A 21,108-nucleotide genomic window follows, 5' to 3' on the forward strand; every position below is an offset into this window, starting at 1 on the left:
GTTTCAAAAATCAAACCAACATAAATTCAATAAGACATGTTTGGCAAAAAATGCTGACAATGCAAGCTTGCTCACTTTTTAACCCTAATTATTAACTTGAAAATTACTCATGAAAACCAACAACTAATTTGCGAAATGTAAGATTAATTCTCGGTTCAGACACTTTTAGGCGTTTTGGCACACTATGCTGCCAATTTTGCTGCATTTCACCATGCATGATTAATAAATCACCAGAGTGCAATGTGAGCGTAAGCTTTTGCTGAGTAGCTTTATGCCTTAATACAAAATCTCTACTTGCACCAAGGCTTATCGACACGATGTCACTATTGGGCTCGATTTCTGGCTCATCATCACTGTGCCAACCCATGCTATCTGAACCATTTTGATAGCGATTTACTAGTACGCCATTAGTATTCACATTAAGTTGCTGCTGCAATTGGTTTCTTAAACTCAATAATCCTTGCGGCCAAGGTGTCGGGGTTATCAGTAAGGATGAATACTGATAGGCACACCCATCATCAGCAAACCATACCTGTTTACGCGGAATAGGATGTTGTTTACCAAATACAGTAACCATAGGCTGTTCAAAAGGATACGTTAACGATTCAGTTAATAGCGCTTGCTGTTGCTGCAAGTTCAAAAACGTTTTAATTAACGTTACAGGTGCGATAGCTTGCTCAGACCTAGGACTGACATTTTTAAGTTCTTCTTGTGGTAATAGCCCTAAACCTAGCTGTTTCATCTCACTTTACCTATTGATTTATCGCATGTTTAATTTTGACAAGCTCACCTTTGTGACTAATCCTTAAGTATGCAAACAAGGTTTATTACATAATTTTAATATTCAGTATCACTTTATTATGAGAACCTAAAATCAATAAAGCATTGAGTTATTCTAGTTGTAAAATATACAGTTAAACGAAGCTTAGCCTTAACAGAGCGTTATGAACAAACAGCCCTTAATAAACAGCTCTTAATAAACAGCTCTTAATAAACAGCTCTTAATAAACAGCTCTTAATAAACAGCTCTTAATAAACAAGACTCTAGCTAAATCGCACTTTGCTAGAACATGGATTTCAGCGTTAACAAGATAAATAATGGTATTTTATCGCACTTATGAAATGGATATTTACGTTAGCTATTAGTTTAATTCTTGGATTGAACGTCAGCATAGTTCAAGCTGACGCCCTTCATTTATCTGAAAACCATCCAGAACCCATCGGCTACTCTCTTTCCCAATATGTTGAAAAGGACAGGCTGAATGCTTCTCAGGCTTTTGAGCTTTTAAAAAAAGGAAAATTTAGTCCCGTTAATCAAAGTATCAGTAACTACGGTATTAATGCCAAACCGGTATGGCTGCATCTCACTATTAATAATGATGCCTCAGAGCCCTTGAACCGAGTTTTGCATATTGATAATTATTGGCTCGACGAAGTCAGCGCCTTTTGGTTTGATAACGATACAATAGTCCACTTTGAGCACCAAGGCGACTTGTCACTTTACTACCAACAATCGGCAATGCAACCGAGTTTTAACTTTAATTACAGCTACCCGATAGGCAAAACTGATGTGCTTATCAGAGTACAAACACCCGATCCGATGGCAATTCCCGTTTATTTGTTTAACCAAAAAGAAATGCTACAAAAAAGTGCTTTCAATAATTATAGTTACGGGTTTCTCTATGGCGCGATCACCGCTTTATTAATCTACAACTTCATTTTATTCATTGGCCTACGGCTCAAAAGCTATCTTTTTTATAGTTTGTATCTTGGTAACTTTTTACTGCTCCACTTTGCCTACAGTGGTCATGGTTCTTTATGGCTGTGGCCTAACTCTCCCTTATGGCAACAATGGTCAATTCCCCTGCTGATGGTGACCTTTTGTACTAGCGGGATTTTATTCGCTTGCCACTTTCTACGATTAAAATTTCAATTGCCTACACTTAATCGGATTTTAAAAAGTTTATGCATCATTTTCCCAGTATTAATGCTGATGGCAGTAATGCTACAAGATAGAGTATTAGGACTCATATTTGCCTTTGATCTTATGCTGTTATTTAGTGGCCTAATGATTGTATTAGGTGTTTTGTCACTTAACTTTGGCAATATCTCTGCACGATTCTTCTTAATAGCCTCCATTTCTTCAATGTTGGGCATCGCTGTGACTTGTTTAGCGGTTTGGAATTATATCCCCTTTAATCATTTCACTTATCGCGCTGCTGAAGTCGGCTTTTTTATCGACGTATTATTGTTGGCCCTTGCCTTAACCGAACGATTTAGGCGAGTAGAAAATGAAAAAACCATCGCTGAAAAAATGGCCAATATGGATCCGCTCACCCGACTTAATAATCGTCGTGCATTCTACCAACTAGTCGAGCCGATGTTTGCCGAAGAAAGGATTCAAAAGTCCGCTTCTATTTTAATGATAGATATTGACCGGTTTAAAGGGGTTAATGATACCTATGGACATAACTTTGGTGATGAAGTTTTGGTTAAAGTCGCTACTTTAATCAGAGATACATTGCGAAAAGATGATGTACTAGCACGCTGGGGCGGTGAAGAATTCATCATCTTTTTGCCCCACACACAAGAACAAGAAGCCAATACGCTTGCAGCAAGATTGTGTGAGAATATCGCTAAACTGCCATTCACCCAATCACAACGTAAAATCAATGTCACAGCCAGTATTGGTATTGTTACAAGCTGCAGTGCGATCAATCAGTTGCCCATGTTAATTGAAGTTGCCGATAAACATTTATATCAAGCTAAACGCTCAGGGCGAAATCAAATCTGTGGCGGACTTTCACCAGATGTAAATCGTGCCGTGAGTTAATGTCTAAGGTTATGGTTATGGCTATGGGTTATGGCTTATGGGTCATGGAATGTCGATATCAAGTTGCTGACAAATATCTGCGATATTAGCTTCAACCCATCGATAGTTGATCGGGCCCCAATCTTTTAATTGATAATACCCTGCATTATGTCGTTCACCATCCTGGATAAATGTAATCTTTACGCCAATATCTAACATGGCAGCTAAGGTATCTTGAATGGTTCTACGGGGCATTTTTGATATCTGATGTAACGACAATAAGTTTTGCTGTTGCTGAGAAATTAAATAGCACAGATACAGTTTACGTAAAAAAGCTTTATGCGCCTTTGAAATGAGTTTAGGTTCTGCAGTGTCGTTAACGATTGAATTACTAGAAGATGCCATAAATACTTGTTCCATGTTTAGGTATAGGTTTTCCATACGCAGATATCAATAAGCTATAAGATTGCGTATTGATTAGAAAGCATTTTATAGATTTAATTCTATATAAATAAGCGATTATTCATGCTTAATTAACAAACATATAATGCTAAGTTTCACTGATTAAAAGTCGCAATCGCCTATTGGCACAATAAGGACAATTAATGACTTCAACGTCTGATTTATCAAGTAATGCATCAACTGCGGCAGCAACTTCTCAGCAGCTAATTGAACAAGGTTCTGAGCACGCAGAAACGCCGACAGATAAAACATTGCTGACCCAGTCACAGTGGCAACCCTATAGCGATTTATCCTTATCTGCTGTTGATAAAAATTATCCAAAACAAATCGCAATACAAACATCAGGACTTGTTGTGGTTATCATTGCAATCATTATGTTCATCATGAATATCGACAACCAAGCAGGAATATCTCATTCACTAACCGTTTTCACCGTATTAAGCTTATTAGGCGCAGGCTTGGTAAGCCTGAAACATAAAGCCGCTAAAAATCTTGGCTATGGCGTGCTAGAACATGAACTTGTTGTTCGAAAAGGACTCTGGTGGATATCGACAACGACCCTGCCTTTCACTCGTCTACAACATGTCAGTTTGTCACAAAACCCACTGCAAAGAAGGTTTTCTCTGGCAACGCTAAAATGCTTTAGTGCCGGCAGTGGCGCCGCCGAAATCTATTTACCTGGATTATTATTTGATACCGCTGAACACCTAAGGCAGCATTTATTGCATCAAGCCACGGCGTACCAATCAAAACAAAGCTCAGACACATCGCTACAAACAGAGCAAACAAACCAGCATTTAACACCAAATGACAATGTCATAGAAAGTGAACATGACATTATGAATCAAGATCTAGATAAGGGTGTGGATGTTAATGTGGATGTAGATGTAGATGTGGATGTGAATGTGAATGTGAATTTAGCCTCTGAGACTCGCTCAAAAAAAGCACAAGGCGATAAGCAAGATGACTGAGTCTAAAGATGCGACTTCAGTCAATAAACCACAAAAAAGTCACGGCGATTTTAGCCAATGGCAATCCCTTTCGCCTTGGTCAATGCTCAGCTTTAGCTTTGGCACCGCCAAAGCTATTTTATCCAACGGTTATGCCATTATCCCTATTGTTTTTGCCGGCTGGAAAAATGGGTTTGATTTACAATTAGGGCTACTAGCTACCATCGTTTTGATGATTTTGTTGTCTGTATTTGCCGTTATTCAATGGCGTAAATACCGCTTTAAACTCAATGGTCAACAACTCAACATTAAACGAGGGTTATTGTTTACCCGCAAAGACGAAATCCCATTCAATAAAATCCAAAATATTCGATATGAACAGCCCTTTTACTTTAAGCCATTAAAGTTAGGCACCTTAGTCATCGAAACTGCTGGTTCAAAAGAAGATGAAGCTCACTTAGCAGCACTGAATGCTAGTGATGCAAACTTAATAAAACAGCAATTATTACAACTCCAATCAAGCTCAAACGAGCACCTTGGAGCAGACCAACTCGAAACTGGTCTATTCGAAACTGGTCAACTCAACACCACTGCCAATGAAAATAGAATTGAAGACAATCCGCTAGAAGCTCACCGCCTTGATAGTGCACAAGTATCACAGTCTACAAGGCTTATTATCAAACGAGATTTAAAGCAGCTAATCCAGTTTGGTTTTTATCAAAATAATTTAATTTGGCTCGCGGTTATTGCCGGGCCTATCTTGGGGCAAATCAAATGGGAAGACATTGTTGAAATTCCGCTGGTGCAATATATCTGGACGAACATAGTTAGTTTTAGTGGCGAAAATCTCACCCTTCAAGTTATCTCAGCAGTCATCATTTTCGCTTTAATCTATAGCTTATTTTCTCTTATCTCTATTATTGCAGCTGTGCTGAAATACTACCCCTATCGCCTGGAAAAAAGACTGAAAACTCTGCAGCGCAGTGGTGGCGTGATATCGCATCAGCAAGATGCTTTAGCGATTAAGCGCGTGCAGTTATTACATTTCAGCCAACCGGTACTTGCTAGGCTTTTTGGCGTATGGACGGTTTACCTAAAACAAGTAAAAGGCCAAGAGGTCGAGCAAAAAGCGGCGCAACATATGTTGATCCCCACTGTAAAAACCGCTGAAATAAGCACGATATTACAGCATATCCCTGAGCTTTCAGGAGGATGTAATAGCATCCCCAAAAGCTACCAAAGCATTGCGTTTGCCTGGTTCACTAGACGTGGGTTTATTGCGTTTATCCCAGCGGCGCTGTTAACCGCAATTGAAGGGCTAGATATCTTCACAGGGATACTTTGGTTAGTAGCTTTCCTAGTGATGGGGTTAATCTATTTAAGATATAAACAATGGGGTTATGTCATCGAAGATAATGTCGTATGGCAACATAGTGGGCTTTTCAGTCGTAACTGGAAAAGAATCCCTTTCGAGAAAGTCCAACATGTATCCATAATTCAAACGAAGGCGCAAAAGAAAAAAGGTTATGCCTATCTCAAACTCGGATTAGCCAGTGGTAGCTTAACCTTGCCTTATATAAAGCAACTTGATGCAAACTTTATTGCTGAAAAGGCAATGGCACGTACTAAGTATGACTCGAGTAACTGGATTTAGGCTAGGGCGTATTGATCTTTTTAGTTGAGTTTTGTGCGCCAAAAATTCGCTGTAAAAATAACCTTGAAAGATCAACACGCGCTAGTCATCAAATGAGTTGTCAGTGATATCCTGACAGCTCATTCCACTAACTAAACCTTGAAAATAGCCTTTAATCAAAGGCACGATTATCAGTGTATGATCTAAGTGTTCCGCACCACTAATAACTGCTCAGTTAACTATTTGACCACTAATACTGGGCAATCAGCTTGATTAGCCACTTCTTCAGCAACGTTATCATGTAAAAAATGAGCTAAACCTGTTCTTCCGTGGCTGGCAATCACCACCATACCAATATCGCCACTATTGGCTTCTGACACAATTTCTTCAATTGCGTCACCGCGCCTGATCACGGTTTCAACAGGCAGATCAGTTTTAAGCTCTGTTAGTAAACTGCGCATTTTATCTGCGGCTGCTTGCTCCATGCTTTTAGCCAGTTCTTCGGGGGTAATCGCAAGGATCATGTAATTTTCATCACCTAAAGGCTGGTCAACCACATGTAGAATACGGATCCCTACTTGGTATAAATTCGCCATTTCAATGGCATAACGTAAAGCATGGGATGCTGTTTCAGAAAAGTCTGTTGGCCATAAAATATTACGTGTACGCATAATGATTTCCTCCTGCAGATTGAAAACAAATAAATAACTCATCTATATTGTTCAGATAACTCATGGTTACCGATACTGCTTAAACCTTTATCAGGTCGACGATACTCTCATTGAATATACCAAGTTTTTTTTAATTTATACTTAATATTTTTGCACTGATGACATGAGTAATGATTAAAGGATGAGCAACTTATCACACTATTACCCAGGCTGAGTTTGACCTTAGGAACATAGTTAAACACGTACTTGAGCACTTATTTGAACACTTAACTTCAATCCATTTTTACCCACTAATAAAAGTGTAGTGTAAATCCATAATCACCTCCTTGATACAGCTCAAATTTCAAACTACTTGCTATTTATTCAATACTAGCCCATAGTAAACCGACTAATCAGTCGGTTTTATTTTATACATAACAGCCATCATGAAACATGGTTGATGCTAGGAGAATTTATGAATATGGCAATCAGTGACAATCAGCAAACATCATTGCAGCTTTTACTGGAGCAGCAACGCAATGCATACCTTTCTATGCCAGCACCTAGCTATCAGTCACGTATAGAAAAGCTTAACAAGCTGAAAGCGGCATTACTTGAGCACAGTGAACAGTTCGTTAGTGCATTAGCCACTGATTATGGTCATCGTTCAGGCAATGACACCATGATTTCTGACATTATGCCGTGTATTAATAATATTAATTACTCGATTAAACACCTTAAGTCTTGGATGAAACCAGATAGACGTCATGCTGGTTTATTACTTGCTCCGTCTTCTGTCACCGTTCATTACCAGCCATTGGGTGTTGTAGGCATTATCGTGCCTTGGAATTTCCCTGTGATGTTAGCGGTAGGGCCTTTAATTACCGCTATTGCAGCAGGTAATCGTGCGATGCTTAAAATGTCAGAATTTACCCCTGCCACCAATCAGGTTTTAATTGCTCTATTGAGCGATATATTTTCCCAAGATGAAGTTGCTGTTGTAGAAGGTGAAGCAGATATCGCTGCTCAGTTCTCATCATTGCCATTCGATCATTTATTATTTACTGGCTCAACCACAGTGGGACGTCACGTTATGCGTTCGGCTGCTGATAACTTAACGCCTGTGACATTAGAGCTCGGTGGTAAATCGCCTGTTATCGTCGCGCCTGATATTGACATTCCAACAGCTGTTGAGCGATTAATCTATGGTAAGTGTTTAAACGCAGGTCAAATCTGTGTCGCGCCAGATTACATATTATGCCCTGAAGATAAAGTCGATGCGTTCATCAGCGAGTATCAAAAACGTTTCAATAAGATGTATCCAGATTTTGCCAATAACCCAGATTACGGCAATGTTATCAATGAACGTCAGTATTCGCGTTTACTCGCTGTATTAGAAGACGCCAAACAAAAAGGCGCAACAATTCATCCCGCTGCAGAATATGCCATTGATGCTAATGTGCGTAAGTTACCGACGCAGCTGATCACATCTACAACTGATGACATGACTGTCATGCAAGAAGAAATTTTCGGGCCATTATTGCCGATCATTAGTTATCAAAATATTGATAAAGCCATTGGCTACATCAATAAAAATGAGCGCCCTTTAGCGCTTTATGTCATGAGTTTTGATAACGCGACCCAGCAACACATCATTCAAAACACTCATTCTGGCGGAGTGTGTATTAATGATACCGTTTTTCATGTGGCAGCAGATGATGCACCATTTGGTGGTATTGGACCTTCAGGTATGGGGCACTATCACGGTAAAGAAGGCTTCTTAACCTTTAGTCACGCTAAAACAGTGTTAAAAAGCGGTAAATTCAACTCGGGGATATTTGTCCATCCACCTTACGGCACAAAAATCCAAGCATTATTGATGAAAATGTTTTTACGCTAAGTTATCTTACTATATAACAACTAGTTAGTGTTTTACGTAAAAATACAACGTAAGTAATGTTTAAAATAGAAACTGGAGATTGCTAGATCGTTTCAGCATCTCCATTGACTATATCGTTAATGAAATAAGTAAAGGTCACCAATGGAAAGTAAAGCGAAGTCGAGTAAGACGGATAAAAAACAAGCGATTTTAGACGCCGCACTTATTCTGTTTGTTGAGCAAGGTTTTCATGGCACCTCTACAGCCTCTATCGCCAAAAAATCAGGTGTCGCCACTGGCACCTTATTTCATCATTTTCCTTCTAAAGAAGCCTTGTTAAACCATCTATTTGTATCAGTTAAACAAGAGTTTGCGGACTCAATCACAGCATCGATGGCCAAACTTGCAGCCGACGAAGTGAGCATAAAACTGAACGATAATACGATCACGGGTTCAGCTGAGTTAAACGTGACTCATTCTATTTCTGCCGACGTTAATAACGCTGCGACCCTCAAACATAGTGCCAACAGCTTATGGCAACACGCTATCGACTGGGCGTTGCTTTACCCGATAAAACAGCGCTTTTTCTTGCAGTTTTCGCTATCTTCAGAAATCGATGCCACCATCAGAGCGCAAGCAATGAATAGCATTTTGCATTTTATTATTGAGCTTATCGCCAAAGGCCAACAACTTAATATCATCGCTAATTTTCCGTTAGCATTGATGCTTGAAAATTGTCACGGCCAATACCTCGCCGCGATTCGATACTTCACCGACAACCCTCAATGGGGTCACGATATAACTCACCGCGAAGCCAGCTTTGAGATGTTTTGGCGTTCCATGAAAGCGTAATCTTGTCGCAAGAAAATTCAAATCTACACTTTTGCAATTTTAACAAAAGTAATTTGTAATAATTGCTATTTTTGTAACGTAACCGATTAGCTAACATAGCCTCAATTCGCAAATCATTGAGGACTTATCATGACCGCTGCACTTTTTAATCCCATTAAACTCGGCAAACTCACGCTAGCTAACCGAATTGTCATGCCACCAATGACGCGCTCTCGAGCCAATAACACAGATGACAGCGCCACTGACATCATGGCAACCTATTATGCTCAACGTAGCAGTGCTGGGCTGATTATAGGTGAAGGCAGCCAAATTTCTGCTATGGCTAAAGGCTATGCCTGGACTCCCGGGATTTATTCAGATAAACAACTATCCGGCTGGAAAAAAGTCACTGATGCAGTTCATGCTAATCATGGCATTATGTTTGCTCAACTCTGGCATGTTGGCAGGGTCACTCACCCTGAAAACATTGGTAATCAGCAGCCAATATCGTCATCAGCAATCAAAGCTGAAAACGTCAAAGTATTCATCGATGATGGTAAAAATGGTCCAGGTTTTGTTGACGTCGTTGAACCAAGAGAAATGACACATGCGGACATTCAACAAGTGGTTGAACAATTTAAACAAGCCGCACTCAATGCCGTTAAAGCGGGCTTTGATGGTATTGAGTTGCATGCTGCTAATGGTTATTTAATTAACCAATTTATTGATTCTGAATCAAACCTGCGTACTGATGAGTATGGTGGCTCACTAAGCAACCGTTTACGCTTTTTAGATGAAGTGATCACAGCAATGGCAAGCGCTATTGGCGCTGATAAAATTGGGGTCCGCTTAGCGCCTTTGACCACACTTAACGGTACAGTCGATGCTTCACCAGAACTCACTTATACCGCTGCAGCTAAGTTACTCAATCAACATGATGTTGCGTATATCCATATCGCAGAAGCTGACTGGGATGATGCCCCAGAAATGAGTATTGAGTTTAAACAAGCGCTCAGAGCGGCTTTTAAAGGCGTGTTAATTTATGCAGGAAAATACACAAGCCAAAGAGCTACTACAGCTATTGAATCAGGTCTTGCTGACATGATTGCATTCGGTCGACCTTTTGTAGCGAACCCTGATTTACCAGCAAGAATAAAACATGGCCATACTTGGGCAAGTCATAATCCAGAGACATTATTTGGTGGTGATGAAAAAGGCTTAACTGACTATCCAAGTTATACATAGCTCCGTTTTCACAATGCCGTCAGACAGTAAGTTTGCTTTGCAATATCACTATTAACACAGGTGCAGATGTGCTTATTAACAGCACATCTGCTCAGAAGAATTAGGAATTGTTATGTTATTTTCAGAATTTCCAATGGCGAACGGCACACTTGCCAATCGTATCGTCATGGCGCCAATGACACGTTCACGTACCACTCAACCAGGTGATGTACCTAATGATTTAATGGCTAACTACTATCAGCAGCGCGCTTCGGCAGGACTTATTATTGCTGAAGGTACGCCAATTTCAGCTGTGGCACGTGGCTACTCGTTAACACCGGGAATTTATAGCCAACAGCATATCGAAGGTTGGAAAAAGACGACGACAGCAGTGCACAAACAAGGCGGCAAGATTTTCTTGCAACTATGGCATGTCGGCCGACGTTCGCACACTGATATTGCTGGCCAGCAGCCAGTAGCACCATCAGCAATTAAACAACCGGATCAGGTTTACGGTCCTTTGGCTGATGGAAGTTTCGGCATGGTTGAAACGTCAATTCCAAGAGCCATGACCAATGAGGATATTGAGCAAACCACCGCTGATTTTGTTCAAGCGGCACGTAATGCAATTGAAGCAGGATTTGATGGTGTAGAACTCCACGGTGCTCACGGCTATTTACTGGATCAATTCATGCGTTCTGTAAGCAACCAACGCCAAGATGAATATGGCGGCAGTCAGCAAAATAGACTACGTTTTCCACTTGAGGTGATCAATGCTGTTAATGATGCCATTGGCGCTGACAAAGTGGCTATCCGTTTATCACCATTAGTGGGTGAAGGATTTAAAGAGGTTGATAGCGATATTATTGAAGTCACGGACCTACTACTGAAGCAACTTGCTCCTATGAAACTTGCCTATGTGCATTTTTCCGAAAACATCGGCGATTACACCGAAGCAACTGATAGCTTTAGACAGAAAATTCGTGATATTTATCCAAACCCGATAATGGTTGCAGGTAAACTCACTCAACAAAGTGCGCAAGCTTTGCTTGAAAAAGGTTATGTAGACTTAGTCGCCTTTGGTACGCCTTACGTGACTAATCCCGACTTAGTCCAGCGATTTAAGCAAAATATGGCACTTACAGAGTTTGATGCTGATGCCAGATTAACCCTCTATGGCGGAGGCGCTGAAGGTTATACAGACTATGCAGCTCATACTTAAATAAGACTGGTTTATAACATACTAATTTATAACAGACTGATTGATAAAACTAAGTCATATAATCTAATTATTAAAAGTAGAGTGATATGAATTAGCCTAGAATAATCACTACAAAAAAGCGCTTATCGTTTATATAAACGGTAAGCGCTTTTTATTCATTCAAGCATATTTAAAAAGCTTGAAAGAAAATCCCAAAGGCACTAAATATTCCGACAAACCAAGCCAGTGAACGCATAGTGGCAATGCCTTTTAAATAAAGTAAGTGATAACTAACCCTTGCGATGACATGTACGATCGCCAAGGTCGACACTAGTGGGGTGACATTATCGGTAGCAAGCACTACAAGACAACTTATGCCAAAAACAATCAATGACTCAAACGCATTCTGATGCCCAGCTAATGCTCTAGCACCAACCCCAGTTAACTGTGCTTGTTGCGAACGTGGGTGAGCATTGTCATAACCGCCCAGTTTTGCCATAGCAACTGCCACAGGGCCTTTAGCCAAATAAGGTAATAACATAGCGATAAATAAACAGATAAGTAGAGTTTGCATTAATGCTTCCAAGCTTGCAGAGGACAATTAGCCGACAGTAAATCACTTTTTAGTGGCTTTAAAAAGGACTTTTCTACTCTCTAGATTTAAATTTTCAATTGCCTAGATTTAAATTGTCAATTGCCTAGATTTAAATTTTCAATTGTCTAGATTTAAAAATAACCGCTTATGAAGTGATAAATAGGCTCAGTTAGCTGAAATAAGAAATTTATTTCATTAACATAAAACTGAATTTAAATTGTTTTAAATCAACTGTAAAACGCTATTCTCGCCCTGCTTGGTTATAACATTTTGTTTACCTAACACAACTAATTTGAAATATCCCAGCCACCCTCACGGTCAATATAGTTACCTGCTATTAAGACAGATAACCGCGGACAGTATCTTTTAAGAGCAGCATCTTTTAATTAGTAGGAGCACATGTAAGTGTCTACTTACTCACTAATTAAGCTTACAACTCAATTGAACACTCAATAATATTGATTCACTTGAACGTTCAAATTTAAGCAAGGAACTATCATGAATACGAAAGCACAAACAGCACTTTCAGGTGCAGCACTTGCAATGGCAATGGCTGGGTTATCAGGTCAAGCAGTGGCAGGTGAATCTAATACTGCACCTTTAGCTGCGGGTGAAACCGATTTAGTCCACTGTTATGACGTCAATGTCTGTAAAGGGCACAACGATTGCGGTACAGCTGATAATGCCTGTAAAGGCCAAGCAAGTTGTGAAGGAACTGGGTTTGTTGCTATGCCATCAAAGGCCTGTGGTGATGTTGGCGGTAAAGTCAAAGATGACTGGGTTGGTAAAATAACGAAGGCAGATTTGGTCCATTGTTACGGCGTCAACGTATGTAAAGGCCATAATGATTGTAAAGGCGCTGATCATGCGTGTGGTGGCAAGGCAAGCTGTAAAGGTTCAGGTTTTGTCAATACAACGGCTAAATCATGTGCTGACATCGGCGGTAAAACGGGTTAGCGATCATTTGAGCGAACATTCCAATAAGTGTTCGCTACTGTAAAAAAGTAAAAAGTGATGGCTTGGTAAGATTCATCCCCTAATTGCCAAGCTATTAACTTCCCCCATCATGCGATGCGTCAATAAGAGGTAAGCCAATGTCAGAACAGAAAATCACACAAGACTTTATTGGTTTTGGCTTAGGGTTACGCACGGATCATTTCGAGTATATTTTGCAGCACCAACCTGCTATTGATTGGTTTGAAGTCTTGTCTGAAAACTACTTAGTTGCTGGGGGTAAACCTCGATACTATTTAGAGGCAATCGCAGAGCAATATCCGGTAGTCATGCACGGCGTATCAATGTCAATTGGCAGTACTGACCCATTGGATATGGACTACCTTAAATCTCTTAAAAAACTCAGTAATGATATTAATCCTAAATGGATCTCCGATCATATTTGCTGGACGTCAATTCATGGCGTTAACAGTCATGATTTATTACCTTTGCCCTACACAGAAGAAACCGTTAAACATGTGGCTGAGCGAGTGAAAATAGCCCAAGACGTTTTGGGCAGAAGGCTGCTACTTGAAAACGTATCCAGTTACCTATCATATAAAGACTCAACCATGGATGAATGGGACTTTTTATCACAAGTTGCGGAAGAAGCTGATTGCCTTATTTTGCTGGATATCAACAATATTTACGTCAGTGCTCGAAACCATTTTTTTAACCCACTAGATTACTTAAACAAAATTGATCCTCGTCGTGTACAACAATTTCATTTAGCTGGTCACTCAGACTACGGCGAATATGTGATTGATACTCACGACCACGATGTACCGCCCAGTGTGTGGACATTATATCAAGCAGCGCTTGAGCGCTTTGGCCCCATCAGCACCATGATTGAACGAGATGCCAATATTCCAGATTTTCCAGTGCTATACCAAGAGCTGCTAGAGGCGCAGAAAATCGCTGAACTCACCTTGCCTGGACATCCAGCATTAAGCCAATCATCACTCGCCCCAATGGGAGCGATATCGCCAATGAGTACTAATGAAGATCTTATTCAGCATCCTTATCAGTTACCCAGTAAAAAGGTGGCTGTATGAGTCAACTAAGACCAACCCAACAAGCGTTTATGCAATATTTATTATCAGCCAAAAGCGATAATAATCTTGTTGATATCAGGGAGCGGATTTCGGATCAAAAAGGAATTTCTGCAGACCATCGACTACAAATCTATGCCAATGCATATCGAATTCGTCTGAAAGAAACCATGGAAACAGATCATCAGATTTTAGGCCAATATTTAGGTGATGAACTATTTGATAAGTTAGCCATAGAATATCTCGACGCTCACCCCTCTTCAGCAACATCTCTGCGACAGTTTTGCGATAATTTACCAGCGTTTTTGCGCACAGATGACTTCTTTTGCCAATATCCTATTTTAGCTGATATTGCCCAATTTGAGCGTTTGTTACTCGCAGCTTTTGATGGCGCTGAGTCTACTCGAGCTGACTTTACAGCTTTGCAGACTTTAGCACCTGAGTTATGGCCTGATTGCAGTTTACGCTTTCACCCAAGCTTACAAATGTTTAGCTGCAAAAGTAACGCTGTAGAAAGCTGGCAAGCACTTAAAGCTGAAACGGCTCCTGACGCCCCATATTATCAACAGCAAAGGTATTGGGCTTTATGGCGTAACAGTGAAAGGTTGACTCAATTTGAATCATTAAATCAAAGCCAATACGCGCTATTAACAGGTTTTATTGAAGGAAATGATTTTGCCCATCAATGTGAGGCAATGCTGAATTGGTACGATGAACAGGCCGCACCTATGATGGTGCTGCAGACATTACAATCTTGGTTCAGTAAAGGCATTATCCGCGAGTTAGTCATTACTTAGAAACGAGCTTAGAAACGAGTGCTTAGTGCTAGTGCTTAGTGCAAAAATTGGCTTTTAGTTTTAGTCCTAAAATCAGGCTATATCGCTTTCGGTAAAGTTACTTTTAAACGTAAAAGCGTATGCCGAGTCACCATTTTCTCTTAAGTGCATTAACCTTTCTTTTGCTTCGTGAACATCAGGAGTATGCCCTTCAGCGACCCACCACAAAACATAGCTGTCTTCAGATAAGCGTTCAAACCACTCGCCTTTTCGGCGCATAAAATCGCGATGATGGGTGCGAAACATAAAGTTTTTTAGCGATTCAACATCTTCCCAAACGGACATATTGACAATCAAGCTCGGATCATCGAATACTTGAATTTGGGTGGCATCTCCAGACTCATCTTGCAGTCGCCATACAAAACCTAAACTCGCCTCCGCAATGCCATTGACCTCATCAAGATTATCAACAAAGTCTTTCATCTCTGGAGCTTCTAGTGGGTATTTACATTTTGCGATATTTAACTGTGCCAGTTTCATTTGCAATCTATTCCTTTAGCCTTCTATTTTTTAAATAACCGATTCTTTTGGCAGCCACAACTTAACGCTAAGTCCACCTTGTGCACGGTTTTGCATGGTAATATGACCACCGTGGGCTTCTACTATTTCACGACATAAAGGCAGGCCAATTCCGGTACCTGACTGTTTAGTAGAATAAAACGGTAATAACGCTTGAGACAGCACTTCACTCGACATACCGCTACCATTATCTTCGATAGTGATAATAATGCCTGCTAGAGGATGATTTACCTGTTGAAAGCTTAAGCTAACTTTATCTTTATCAGCTCCCGATTCATGGGCATTTTTAAGTAAGTTAATCAGTACTTGTTCAAGCTGAACGCAATCTAATTCAATTGCCATTGTTGGTAAATCTGAATTCAATTTAAAAGCGTATTGCTCAGCTAATTGCTCAATCAAGTTATCCCAATTGACAATGGTTTTTCGAGGTAAGGGTAATTTGGCAAACTCTGCATAATGAGAGATAAATTGACTTAAATGTGCCGTACGATTTTCGATGGTGTCGAATATCAACTCAAGCTTGTCGTTATTAACGTCCTTGGTTAACACTCTTCCTGAATTCACCATAGACGCTATAGGTGCTACTGAGTTGTTCAATTCATGGCTGATAATGCGGATAACCTTCTTCCACACCGCCACTTCTTGGCGATTAAGTTCTTTGGTCAGCTGCTTGAGTAATATTAAATGGTGTTGTTGATTGTTTTGGCTGAACTTGCCCCGTGAGATATGCCAGGTCTCAACGTCATCATCACTACTGTTTGGGTTGTCACCATCAATTGAAAATAGCCCTTCATGCTCGCTATCGAGTGCTTGCTTGAGCGCATGAGGTAACTCTGCAATTAAATCAGATAACAACATACCTTCAATGCGTACACCTTGGTTAAATAAGTGTCTTGCAGCGTCATTGGCATAGATAATTCGTTGATTGTCATCCACCAGCAACATAATGTTGGGTGAGTTTTGAATAACTTTATCGAGCATCAATTCACGTTGATAGATGAACTGCCGTTCATTACGCAGCTTTTGCGATGCTTGGTTATACAGCTCTGCAATGGCGTCTAATTGTGGTTCGCCATAGCCATGTAACGATACGCTAAATTCATTATCTTTAAAGTTGAGTAAACCCACTTCTAATGCACTTAAACTATCGCTCAACGTTTGAGTAAGCCACATACTGATTAAGAAACAAATTCCCGCACTAATGACAATCGCCAGCCATAATTGTTCAGGGCCAAATGAAAACCAAATACTCCAACCACATAGTCCGCTGACTGCCAGGCTTAAAAGATTACCAAGCACTAACTTACTTCGAAGTTGCAGCGTATTTTTCATTATCTATGTTCACTTTTATTCGCATTTAATAAAGTTATCGCCATGGGCTACTTAGCAGAAAGGCCGTATTTATCCATACGGCGATAAAGTGCTTGGCGGCTTAAACCTAAAGACTTAGCCACCCTCGCAATCACACCATTATGAGCGATAAGCGCTTGTTCAATTTGCAACTTATCGGGTTCAGATACTGGCATATTCTTAGTTGATACAGGCGTAATCTCTTGAACTGTTGTATTGACGATTACAGATGTCAGCCCTAAATCAGCGCTGGTTAATACGGCATTTTGTGTCAGTAAAACCGCCCTTTTGCAGACGTTTTCAAGTTCTCTGACATTGCCAGACCACGGGTGTGATAATAATGCTTGCTGAGCAGGTTTATCAAAGCTAAACCCTTCACCAACAAAATGCAGTGCTAACGGTAAAATATCATCCACGCGCTGATTAAGTGGTGCTAATGGCAACTCAATCACGTTTAAGCGGTAGAATAAATCTTCTCTAAACAGGCCATTGGCAATATCATCTGCTAAGTCTGCATTGGTTGCGCTGATCACGCGGACATTCACTCTACGAGTTTGATGACTTCCAAGACGTTCAAATTCACCAGTTTGCAGCACGCGTAATAGTTTCACTTGCCCAGATAACGGCAAGTTACCAATCTCATCTAAAAATAGTGTTCCGCCGTCAGCGGCTTCAAAACGGCCTATGCGAACTTTGTTTGCACCAGTGAACGCGCCAGCTTCAGCGCCAAATAATTCGGCTTCCAGTAAATCCATTGGCAATGCGCCAATGTTCACTTTGATAAATGGCTTATGACTTAATAATGAGTTGGCTTGTAATATATCAGCAATTTTATCTTTGCCTGCACCATTAGGGCCCGTAATCATCACGGACACATCAGACTTGGCCACTTGTAATGCTAAATCAATACAGCGCTGCATTACGCCGCTGCCAAATACCATACCGCACAAGTCAGCATTGTTAATGGCACTCATGCGATCAGAATCCACGCGGGTCAGTTGATTATTTTGCTTAGAAAGGTGATAAATCGACAACAGATTATTGATGCTGGTGAGCAGCTTGGCGTCATCCCAGGGCTTGCCCATGTAATCGGCAGCGCCTGCTTTAACCAATTCAACAGCGGTTTCTAATTGTGTCCACGCCGTCATTAAAATAATCGGTAAATTGGGCTGCTGCTGGCGTAAGGTATAAAACAGCTGCTTACCTTCTTCACCAGAAGTCGTATCTTGAGTAAAGTTCATGTCTTGAATAACAAGACTAATATCTTGTTTAGATACAATATCTAAGGCTTGCTCTGGCGTTTCACAGCTCAATGCTCGATAGCCATGGATGTCTAACATCAACGTCAGTGCGCTGCATATAGCATGGTTGTCATCAACCACTAAAATACTATCCATGTGTATTATGTGTTCTCTTTGTATGTTCTGGCGTTATGTAATCCAGATAACGTTACTGTAAAAAGGTCTCTTTTGCGAGAAGCTTAAGCATGTATCAACCTAAGTTAGCATAAGGCCATAGGATTATTTTGAGGTTAATGGCGACGACTCACCATTAACCTCTGATGTTAGTTAAACGCTGCGAGTTGCCATTGCAGGTGATATTTTTGCCGCCTTCAACGCGGGGAAAATCACTGCCAATGTCGTCACGATTAACAAGCCAGCAATAGCGGCAATAGGATAAGTCATGGGTAACATGGGTAAACTATATAAACTCATTAATTGTTGACCTAATTGCAATGACAATAAGCCACCAATCACTCCACCAGCAAGACAAATCATGTAGTTTTCAACCATAAAGAAGTTAACAATATCGCGTTTTTTCGCCCCTAAAGCACGGCGAGTACCAATCTGCTTAGTACGACGCTGAATATTGAACATCACCATCCCTGTTAACCCTAAAGCAGTAATCAACAGCAATAAAATCACCATCATGCTGAGTAAGGTTGCCATTAATCTATGGTTGCTATAAGACTCTTTCTTCATATCGAGTAGTGATGAAAAACCATCAATAACGCGATTAGGGTTTTCAGCATGAAACGCTTTGACAATGGCTTCTTCTAGAGCGGGAATATGTTCAGGTAAAGCACGTACCATATAGGTTTTATTCTTCAACCCACCGCCAAAATCAATATTTTGAATCACGCTATATTCAAAATTCTCATGATTAACCCAAGCCCCTTGTAGCTTTTCAATCACGCCAATAATTTCGATGGTTTGTGCACCTTGATACATGATTTTGCCAACGGGAGATTCATCTCCCCAGAACTCTTCAGCTAGAGGTTTCGATACCATCGCTACCATGCCGCTTTGATCAAGTTGAGTATTGATTTCTTCAGGACGAAAATTACGCCCTTCGATAAGCTTAGCGCCCATCACATTGAGTAAATGTTCATTACCTAAATACAAAGCAAAGCCAGGCATACTTTTGGCGGTGTCTTCATCGGCACTATCAACATAGCGATCCATCCAACCGCTACCACTGAGTGGCATCATGTTGGTTGAACTGGCATCAATGACATTGGGTAGGCCACGTAATATTTGTTGGTCGATAACATTTTGCTGAATGTTATCGATAGCAGGGTCAAAATTATAAACGTTAAAGCTTAAAACTTGCTCTTCCATTAAGCCCGAATCACGCTGCATCATGGTTAAACGTTCATGAATAATAAAACTGGCATTAGCCACAATCGCAACTGACAAAATAATCTGTAACAGCAACAACACAGGACCACTTTTGCTGCGCATTAAACTCGATAAAATAGGTTTGATATGTAACATGTTGAATTCCTTTCTTTGCTCACTACTGCGCTTTTAAATACACGCTAGGCTTAGTGCGGCACACTACCCAAGCAGGATATACACCTGCCAGTACTGCCGTAGATATGGCAATTAGTGGTGTGATAATCCACATGCTGGTATCTAACCCTGTGACACTCGGGTCGACATTAAACTCGGCATGCAGCACAGTTAATGCCCCCCAAGCCCACAACAATCCTACAATGCCGCCAATAAAACCGATTAAGCCCACTTCCACCATATACTGGGAAAATATCTGCCCACGGCTGGCACCAATGGCGCGGCGAACACCCACTTCTGGCGCGCGTTTTAAAAACTTAGTTAGCAATAAACCTAAAATATTGACCAAACACACACTCAAAAACAGTACGCTGAGGCCGACTAAAATTTTGTTATCTCTTGGCACTACATCATTATTCTCAAGCCATAGCGCCACATCACTAATTTGAAAAGACTCTTGCGGAGTTTTAGCAGTATCAGTGAAACGACCAAAGCTGCGTTGTTGTTCAACATACTGAGCAAGCCAAGTTTGCAACTGTTGCTTGTCGGCAGCCGTTGGTAATAACGCCCAAAACTGAATCCAGGTTTTTTCAGAATTTAAGCGGTCTTGATAGGTCAACATTGGCTCAAATTTCCAGCCACTGGTATTGCCCCAAACATCAAACTCTTCTTGCTCAGTCAGTGAGAATGGAATGAACACCTCTTCAGCATCATTGAATGCACCGTTCAGAGGATCATAGTATTTAGGTTGTGGATTCCATTCTTTAATCACTCCCACCACTTGGTAAGGCTTACGATTAAGGTAGATGGTTTTACCGACACTGTTTTGTCCATCAAAAAACGTTTGATTGAGTTTCTCACCGATCACCACTTGATAAGCAGGCTGACTATCGACCGTTTTACTCCAACGTTCACCATATAAAAATGGCACCTCGAATATGCTAAAAAAGTCTCTGTCTGTGATTCGAATACTTTTTAACACAGGCTCAATATCTTGATTATCAGATTGCATCGCAAGCCCAGTACGAAATGATGCAGCCTTAAGCGCTAACTCGTTATTATTACGTAGATTAATGGTATCTGTGTAAGTAATATTTGACTGAAAATCATCCCAGGTATCTAAGCCTTGGCTCCAAAGCTGAATGGAGTTGATGCTATCACTTCTGTCTCCGGCAGGGTTATATGACATGGTTTTGTAAACATTGAGCGTAGTAATCGTAATCCCAATACCAATTGAAATCGCTAAAACCATTAGCATGGATAGCATTGGGGTTTTCTTGATGCTGCGCCAAGCAAGATCGCAATAATATAAAAACATAAGCTTAT

General features: G+C 40.6%; 19 protein-coding genes. 10 read left to right on the plus strand and 9 right to left on the minus strand.

The features are described 5' to 3' along the window. Positions 1 to 103 precede the first annotated feature (103 nt). The gene (locus Q4600_RS04605) at positions 104 to 742 is read right to left on the minus strand and encodes an alpha-ketoglutarate-dependent dioxygenase AlkB (RefSeq protein ID WP_303513169.1); all 639 of its coding nucleotides are present in this window, start codon (positions 740 to 742) and stop codon (positions 104 to 106) included. A 375-nt stretch (positions 743 to 1,117) separates the two neighbouring features. On the opposite strand from Q4600_RS04605, the gene Q4600_RS04610 reads away from it, so the two are divergent. Next, positions 1,118 to 2,833 (plus strand): diguanylate cyclase, encoded by a 1,716-nt coding sequence (locus Q4600_RS04610; RefSeq protein WP_303513172.1) that lies wholly within the window; start codon positions 1,118 to 1,120, stop codon positions 2,831 to 2,833. 42 nt (positions 2,834 to 2,875) lie between these two features. On the opposite strand, the gene Q4600_RS04615 is transcribed toward Q4600_RS04610, so the two are convergent. Beyond that, positions 2,876 to 3,217 (minus strand): winged helix-turn-helix domain-containing protein, encoded by a 342-nt coding sequence (locus Q4600_RS04615; protein WP_303513506.1) that lies wholly within the window; start codon positions 3,215 to 3,217, stop codon positions 2,876 to 2,878. 200 nt (positions 3,218 to 3,417) lie between these two features. Between Q4600_RS04615 and Q4600_RS04620 the strand changes: the two genes are divergently transcribed. Together Q4600_RS04620 and Q4600_RS04625 are read left to right on the plus strand one after the other, a co-directional pair. Continuing rightward, the gene (locus Q4600_RS04620; RefSeq protein WP_303513176.1) at positions 3,418 to 4,245 is read left to right on the plus strand and encodes a PH domain-containing protein; all 828 of its coding nucleotides are present in this window, start codon (positions 3,418 to 3,420) and stop codon (positions 4,243 to 4,245) included. After that, positions 4,238 to 5,878 (plus strand): PH domain-containing protein, encoded by a 1,641-nt coding sequence (locus tag Q4600_RS04625; protein ID WP_303513179.1) that lies wholly within the window; start codon positions 4,238 to 4,240, stop codon positions 5,876 to 5,878. The genes Q4600_RS04620 and Q4600_RS04625 overlap by 8 nt, the downstream gene beginning before the upstream one ends. Before the next feature lie 218 nt (positions 5,879 to 6,096). Here Q4600_RS04625 and Q4600_RS04630 read toward each other — a convergent pair whose 3' ends face one another. Further along, positions 6,097 to 6,528 (minus strand): universal stress protein, encoded by a 432-nt coding sequence (locus Q4600_RS04630; protein ID WP_303513182.1) that lies wholly within the window; start codon positions 6,526 to 6,528, stop codon positions 6,097 to 6,099. A 454-nt stretch (positions 6,529 to 6,982) separates the two neighbouring features. Between Q4600_RS04630 and Q4600_RS04635 the strand changes: the two genes are divergently transcribed. The 4 genes from Q4600_RS04635 (at position 6,983) to Q4600_RS04650 (ending at position 11,663) form a co-directional block, all read left to right on the plus strand. Then, on the plus strand, positions 6,983 to 8,407 hold the full coding sequence (locus Q4600_RS04635; RefSeq protein ID WP_303513185.1) for a coniferyl aldehyde dehydrogenase: 1,425 nt from the start codon (positions 6,983 to 6,985) through the stop codon (positions 8,405 to 8,407). A gap of 141 nt (positions 8,408 to 8,548) precedes the next feature. Then, positions 8,549 to 9,238, plus strand: coding sequence for a TetR/AcrR family transcriptional regulator (locus Q4600_RS04640; RefSeq protein WP_102526156.1), 690 nt, complete (start codon positions 8,549 to 8,551; stop codon positions 9,236 to 9,238). 129 nt (positions 9,239 to 9,367) lie between these two features. Further along, on the plus strand, positions 9,368 to 10,462 hold the full coding sequence (locus tag Q4600_RS04645; RefSeq protein WP_303513192.1) for an alkene reductase: 1,095 nt from the start codon (positions 9,368 to 9,370) through the stop codon (positions 10,460 to 10,462). 112 nt (positions 10,463 to 10,574) lie between these two features. Beyond that, positions 10,575 to 11,663 carry an alkene reductase gene (locus tag Q4600_RS04650; RefSeq protein WP_303513195.1) on the plus strand — a complete coding sequence of 363 codons (1,089 nt, stop codon included), beginning with the start codon at positions 10,575 to 10,577 and terminating at the stop codon, positions 11,661 to 11,663. A 169-nt stretch (positions 11,664 to 11,832) separates the two neighbouring features. Here Q4600_RS04650 and Q4600_RS04655 read toward each other — a convergent pair whose 3' ends face one another. Beyond that, positions 11,833 to 12,216 carry an MAPEG family protein gene (locus Q4600_RS04655; protein WP_102526153.1) on the minus strand — a complete coding sequence of 128 codons (384 nt, stop codon included), beginning with the start codon at positions 12,214 to 12,216 and terminating at the stop codon, positions 11,833 to 11,835. Positions 12,217 to 12,735: 519 nt separating this feature from the next. Between Q4600_RS04655 and Q4600_RS04660 the strand changes: the two genes are divergently transcribed. From Q4600_RS04660 to Q4600_RS04670, 3 genes are all read left to right on the plus strand, one after another. After that, entirely contained in the window at positions 12,736 to 13,194 is a 459-nt protein-coding gene (locus tag Q4600_RS04660) for a hypothetical protein (RefSeq protein ID WP_102526152.1), read from the plus strand. Between the two features lie 137 nt (positions 13,195 to 13,331). Beyond that, positions 13,332 to 14,285 carry a DUF692 domain-containing protein gene (locus tag Q4600_RS04665; protein WP_303513198.1) on the plus strand — a complete coding sequence of 318 codons (954 nt, stop codon included), beginning with the start codon at positions 13,332 to 13,334 and terminating at the stop codon, positions 14,283 to 14,285. Then, the gene (locus tag Q4600_RS04670) at positions 14,282 to 15,079 is read left to right on the plus strand and encodes a DNA-binding domain-containing protein (protein ID WP_303513201.1); all 798 of its coding nucleotides are present in this window, start codon (positions 14,282 to 14,284) and stop codon (positions 15,077 to 15,079) included. The genes Q4600_RS04665 and Q4600_RS04670 overlap by 4 nt, the downstream gene beginning before the upstream one ends. Before the next feature lie 72 nt (positions 15,080 to 15,151). Here the strand turns inward: Q4600_RS04670 and Q4600_RS04675 are convergent, their stop codons facing one another. The 5 genes from Q4600_RS04675 to Q4600_RS04695 all read right to left on the minus strand — a co-directional run bounded on the left by Q4600_RS04675 (position 15,152) and on the right by Q4600_RS04695 (position 21,100). Then, positions 15,152 to 15,598: a DUF3291 domain-containing protein gene (locus Q4600_RS04675; protein WP_248954897.1), complete on the minus strand. Its 447-nt coding sequence runs from the start codon at positions 15,596 to 15,598 to the stop codon at positions 15,152 to 15,154. Positions 15,599 to 15,628: 30 nt separating this feature from the next. Beyond that, the gene (locus Q4600_RS04680) at positions 15,629 to 16,969 is read right to left on the minus strand and encodes an ATP-binding protein (RefSeq protein WP_102526148.1); all 1,341 of its coding nucleotides are present in this window, start codon (positions 16,967 to 16,969) and stop codon (positions 15,629 to 15,631) included. A gap of 47 nt (positions 16,970 to 17,016) precedes the next feature. Continuing rightward, entirely contained in the window at positions 17,017 to 18,384 is a 1,368-nt protein-coding gene (locus Q4600_RS04685) for a sigma-54 dependent transcriptional regulator (RefSeq protein WP_229368991.1), read from the minus strand. A 171-nt stretch (positions 18,385 to 18,555) separates the two neighbouring features. Continuing rightward, positions 18,556 to 19,764, minus strand: a complete 1,209-nt coding sequence (locus Q4600_RS04690; protein ID WP_248954895.1) for an ABC transporter permease — start codon at positions 19,762 to 19,764, stop codon at positions 18,556 to 18,558. 22 nt (positions 19,765 to 19,786) lie between these two features. Beyond that, positions 19,787 to 21,100 (minus strand): ABC transporter permease, encoded by a 1,314-nt coding sequence (locus tag Q4600_RS04695; protein WP_102526145.1) that lies wholly within the window; start codon positions 21,098 to 21,100, stop codon positions 19,787 to 19,789. Positions 21,101 to 21,108: the final 8 nt, after the last annotated feature.

Origin of the sequence: Shewanella sp. 2_MG-2023, assembly GCF_030548905.1 — a bacterium.
Lineage (GTDB): Bacteria > Pseudomonadota > Gammaproteobacteria > Enterobacterales > Shewanellaceae > Shewanella > Shewanella electrodiphila.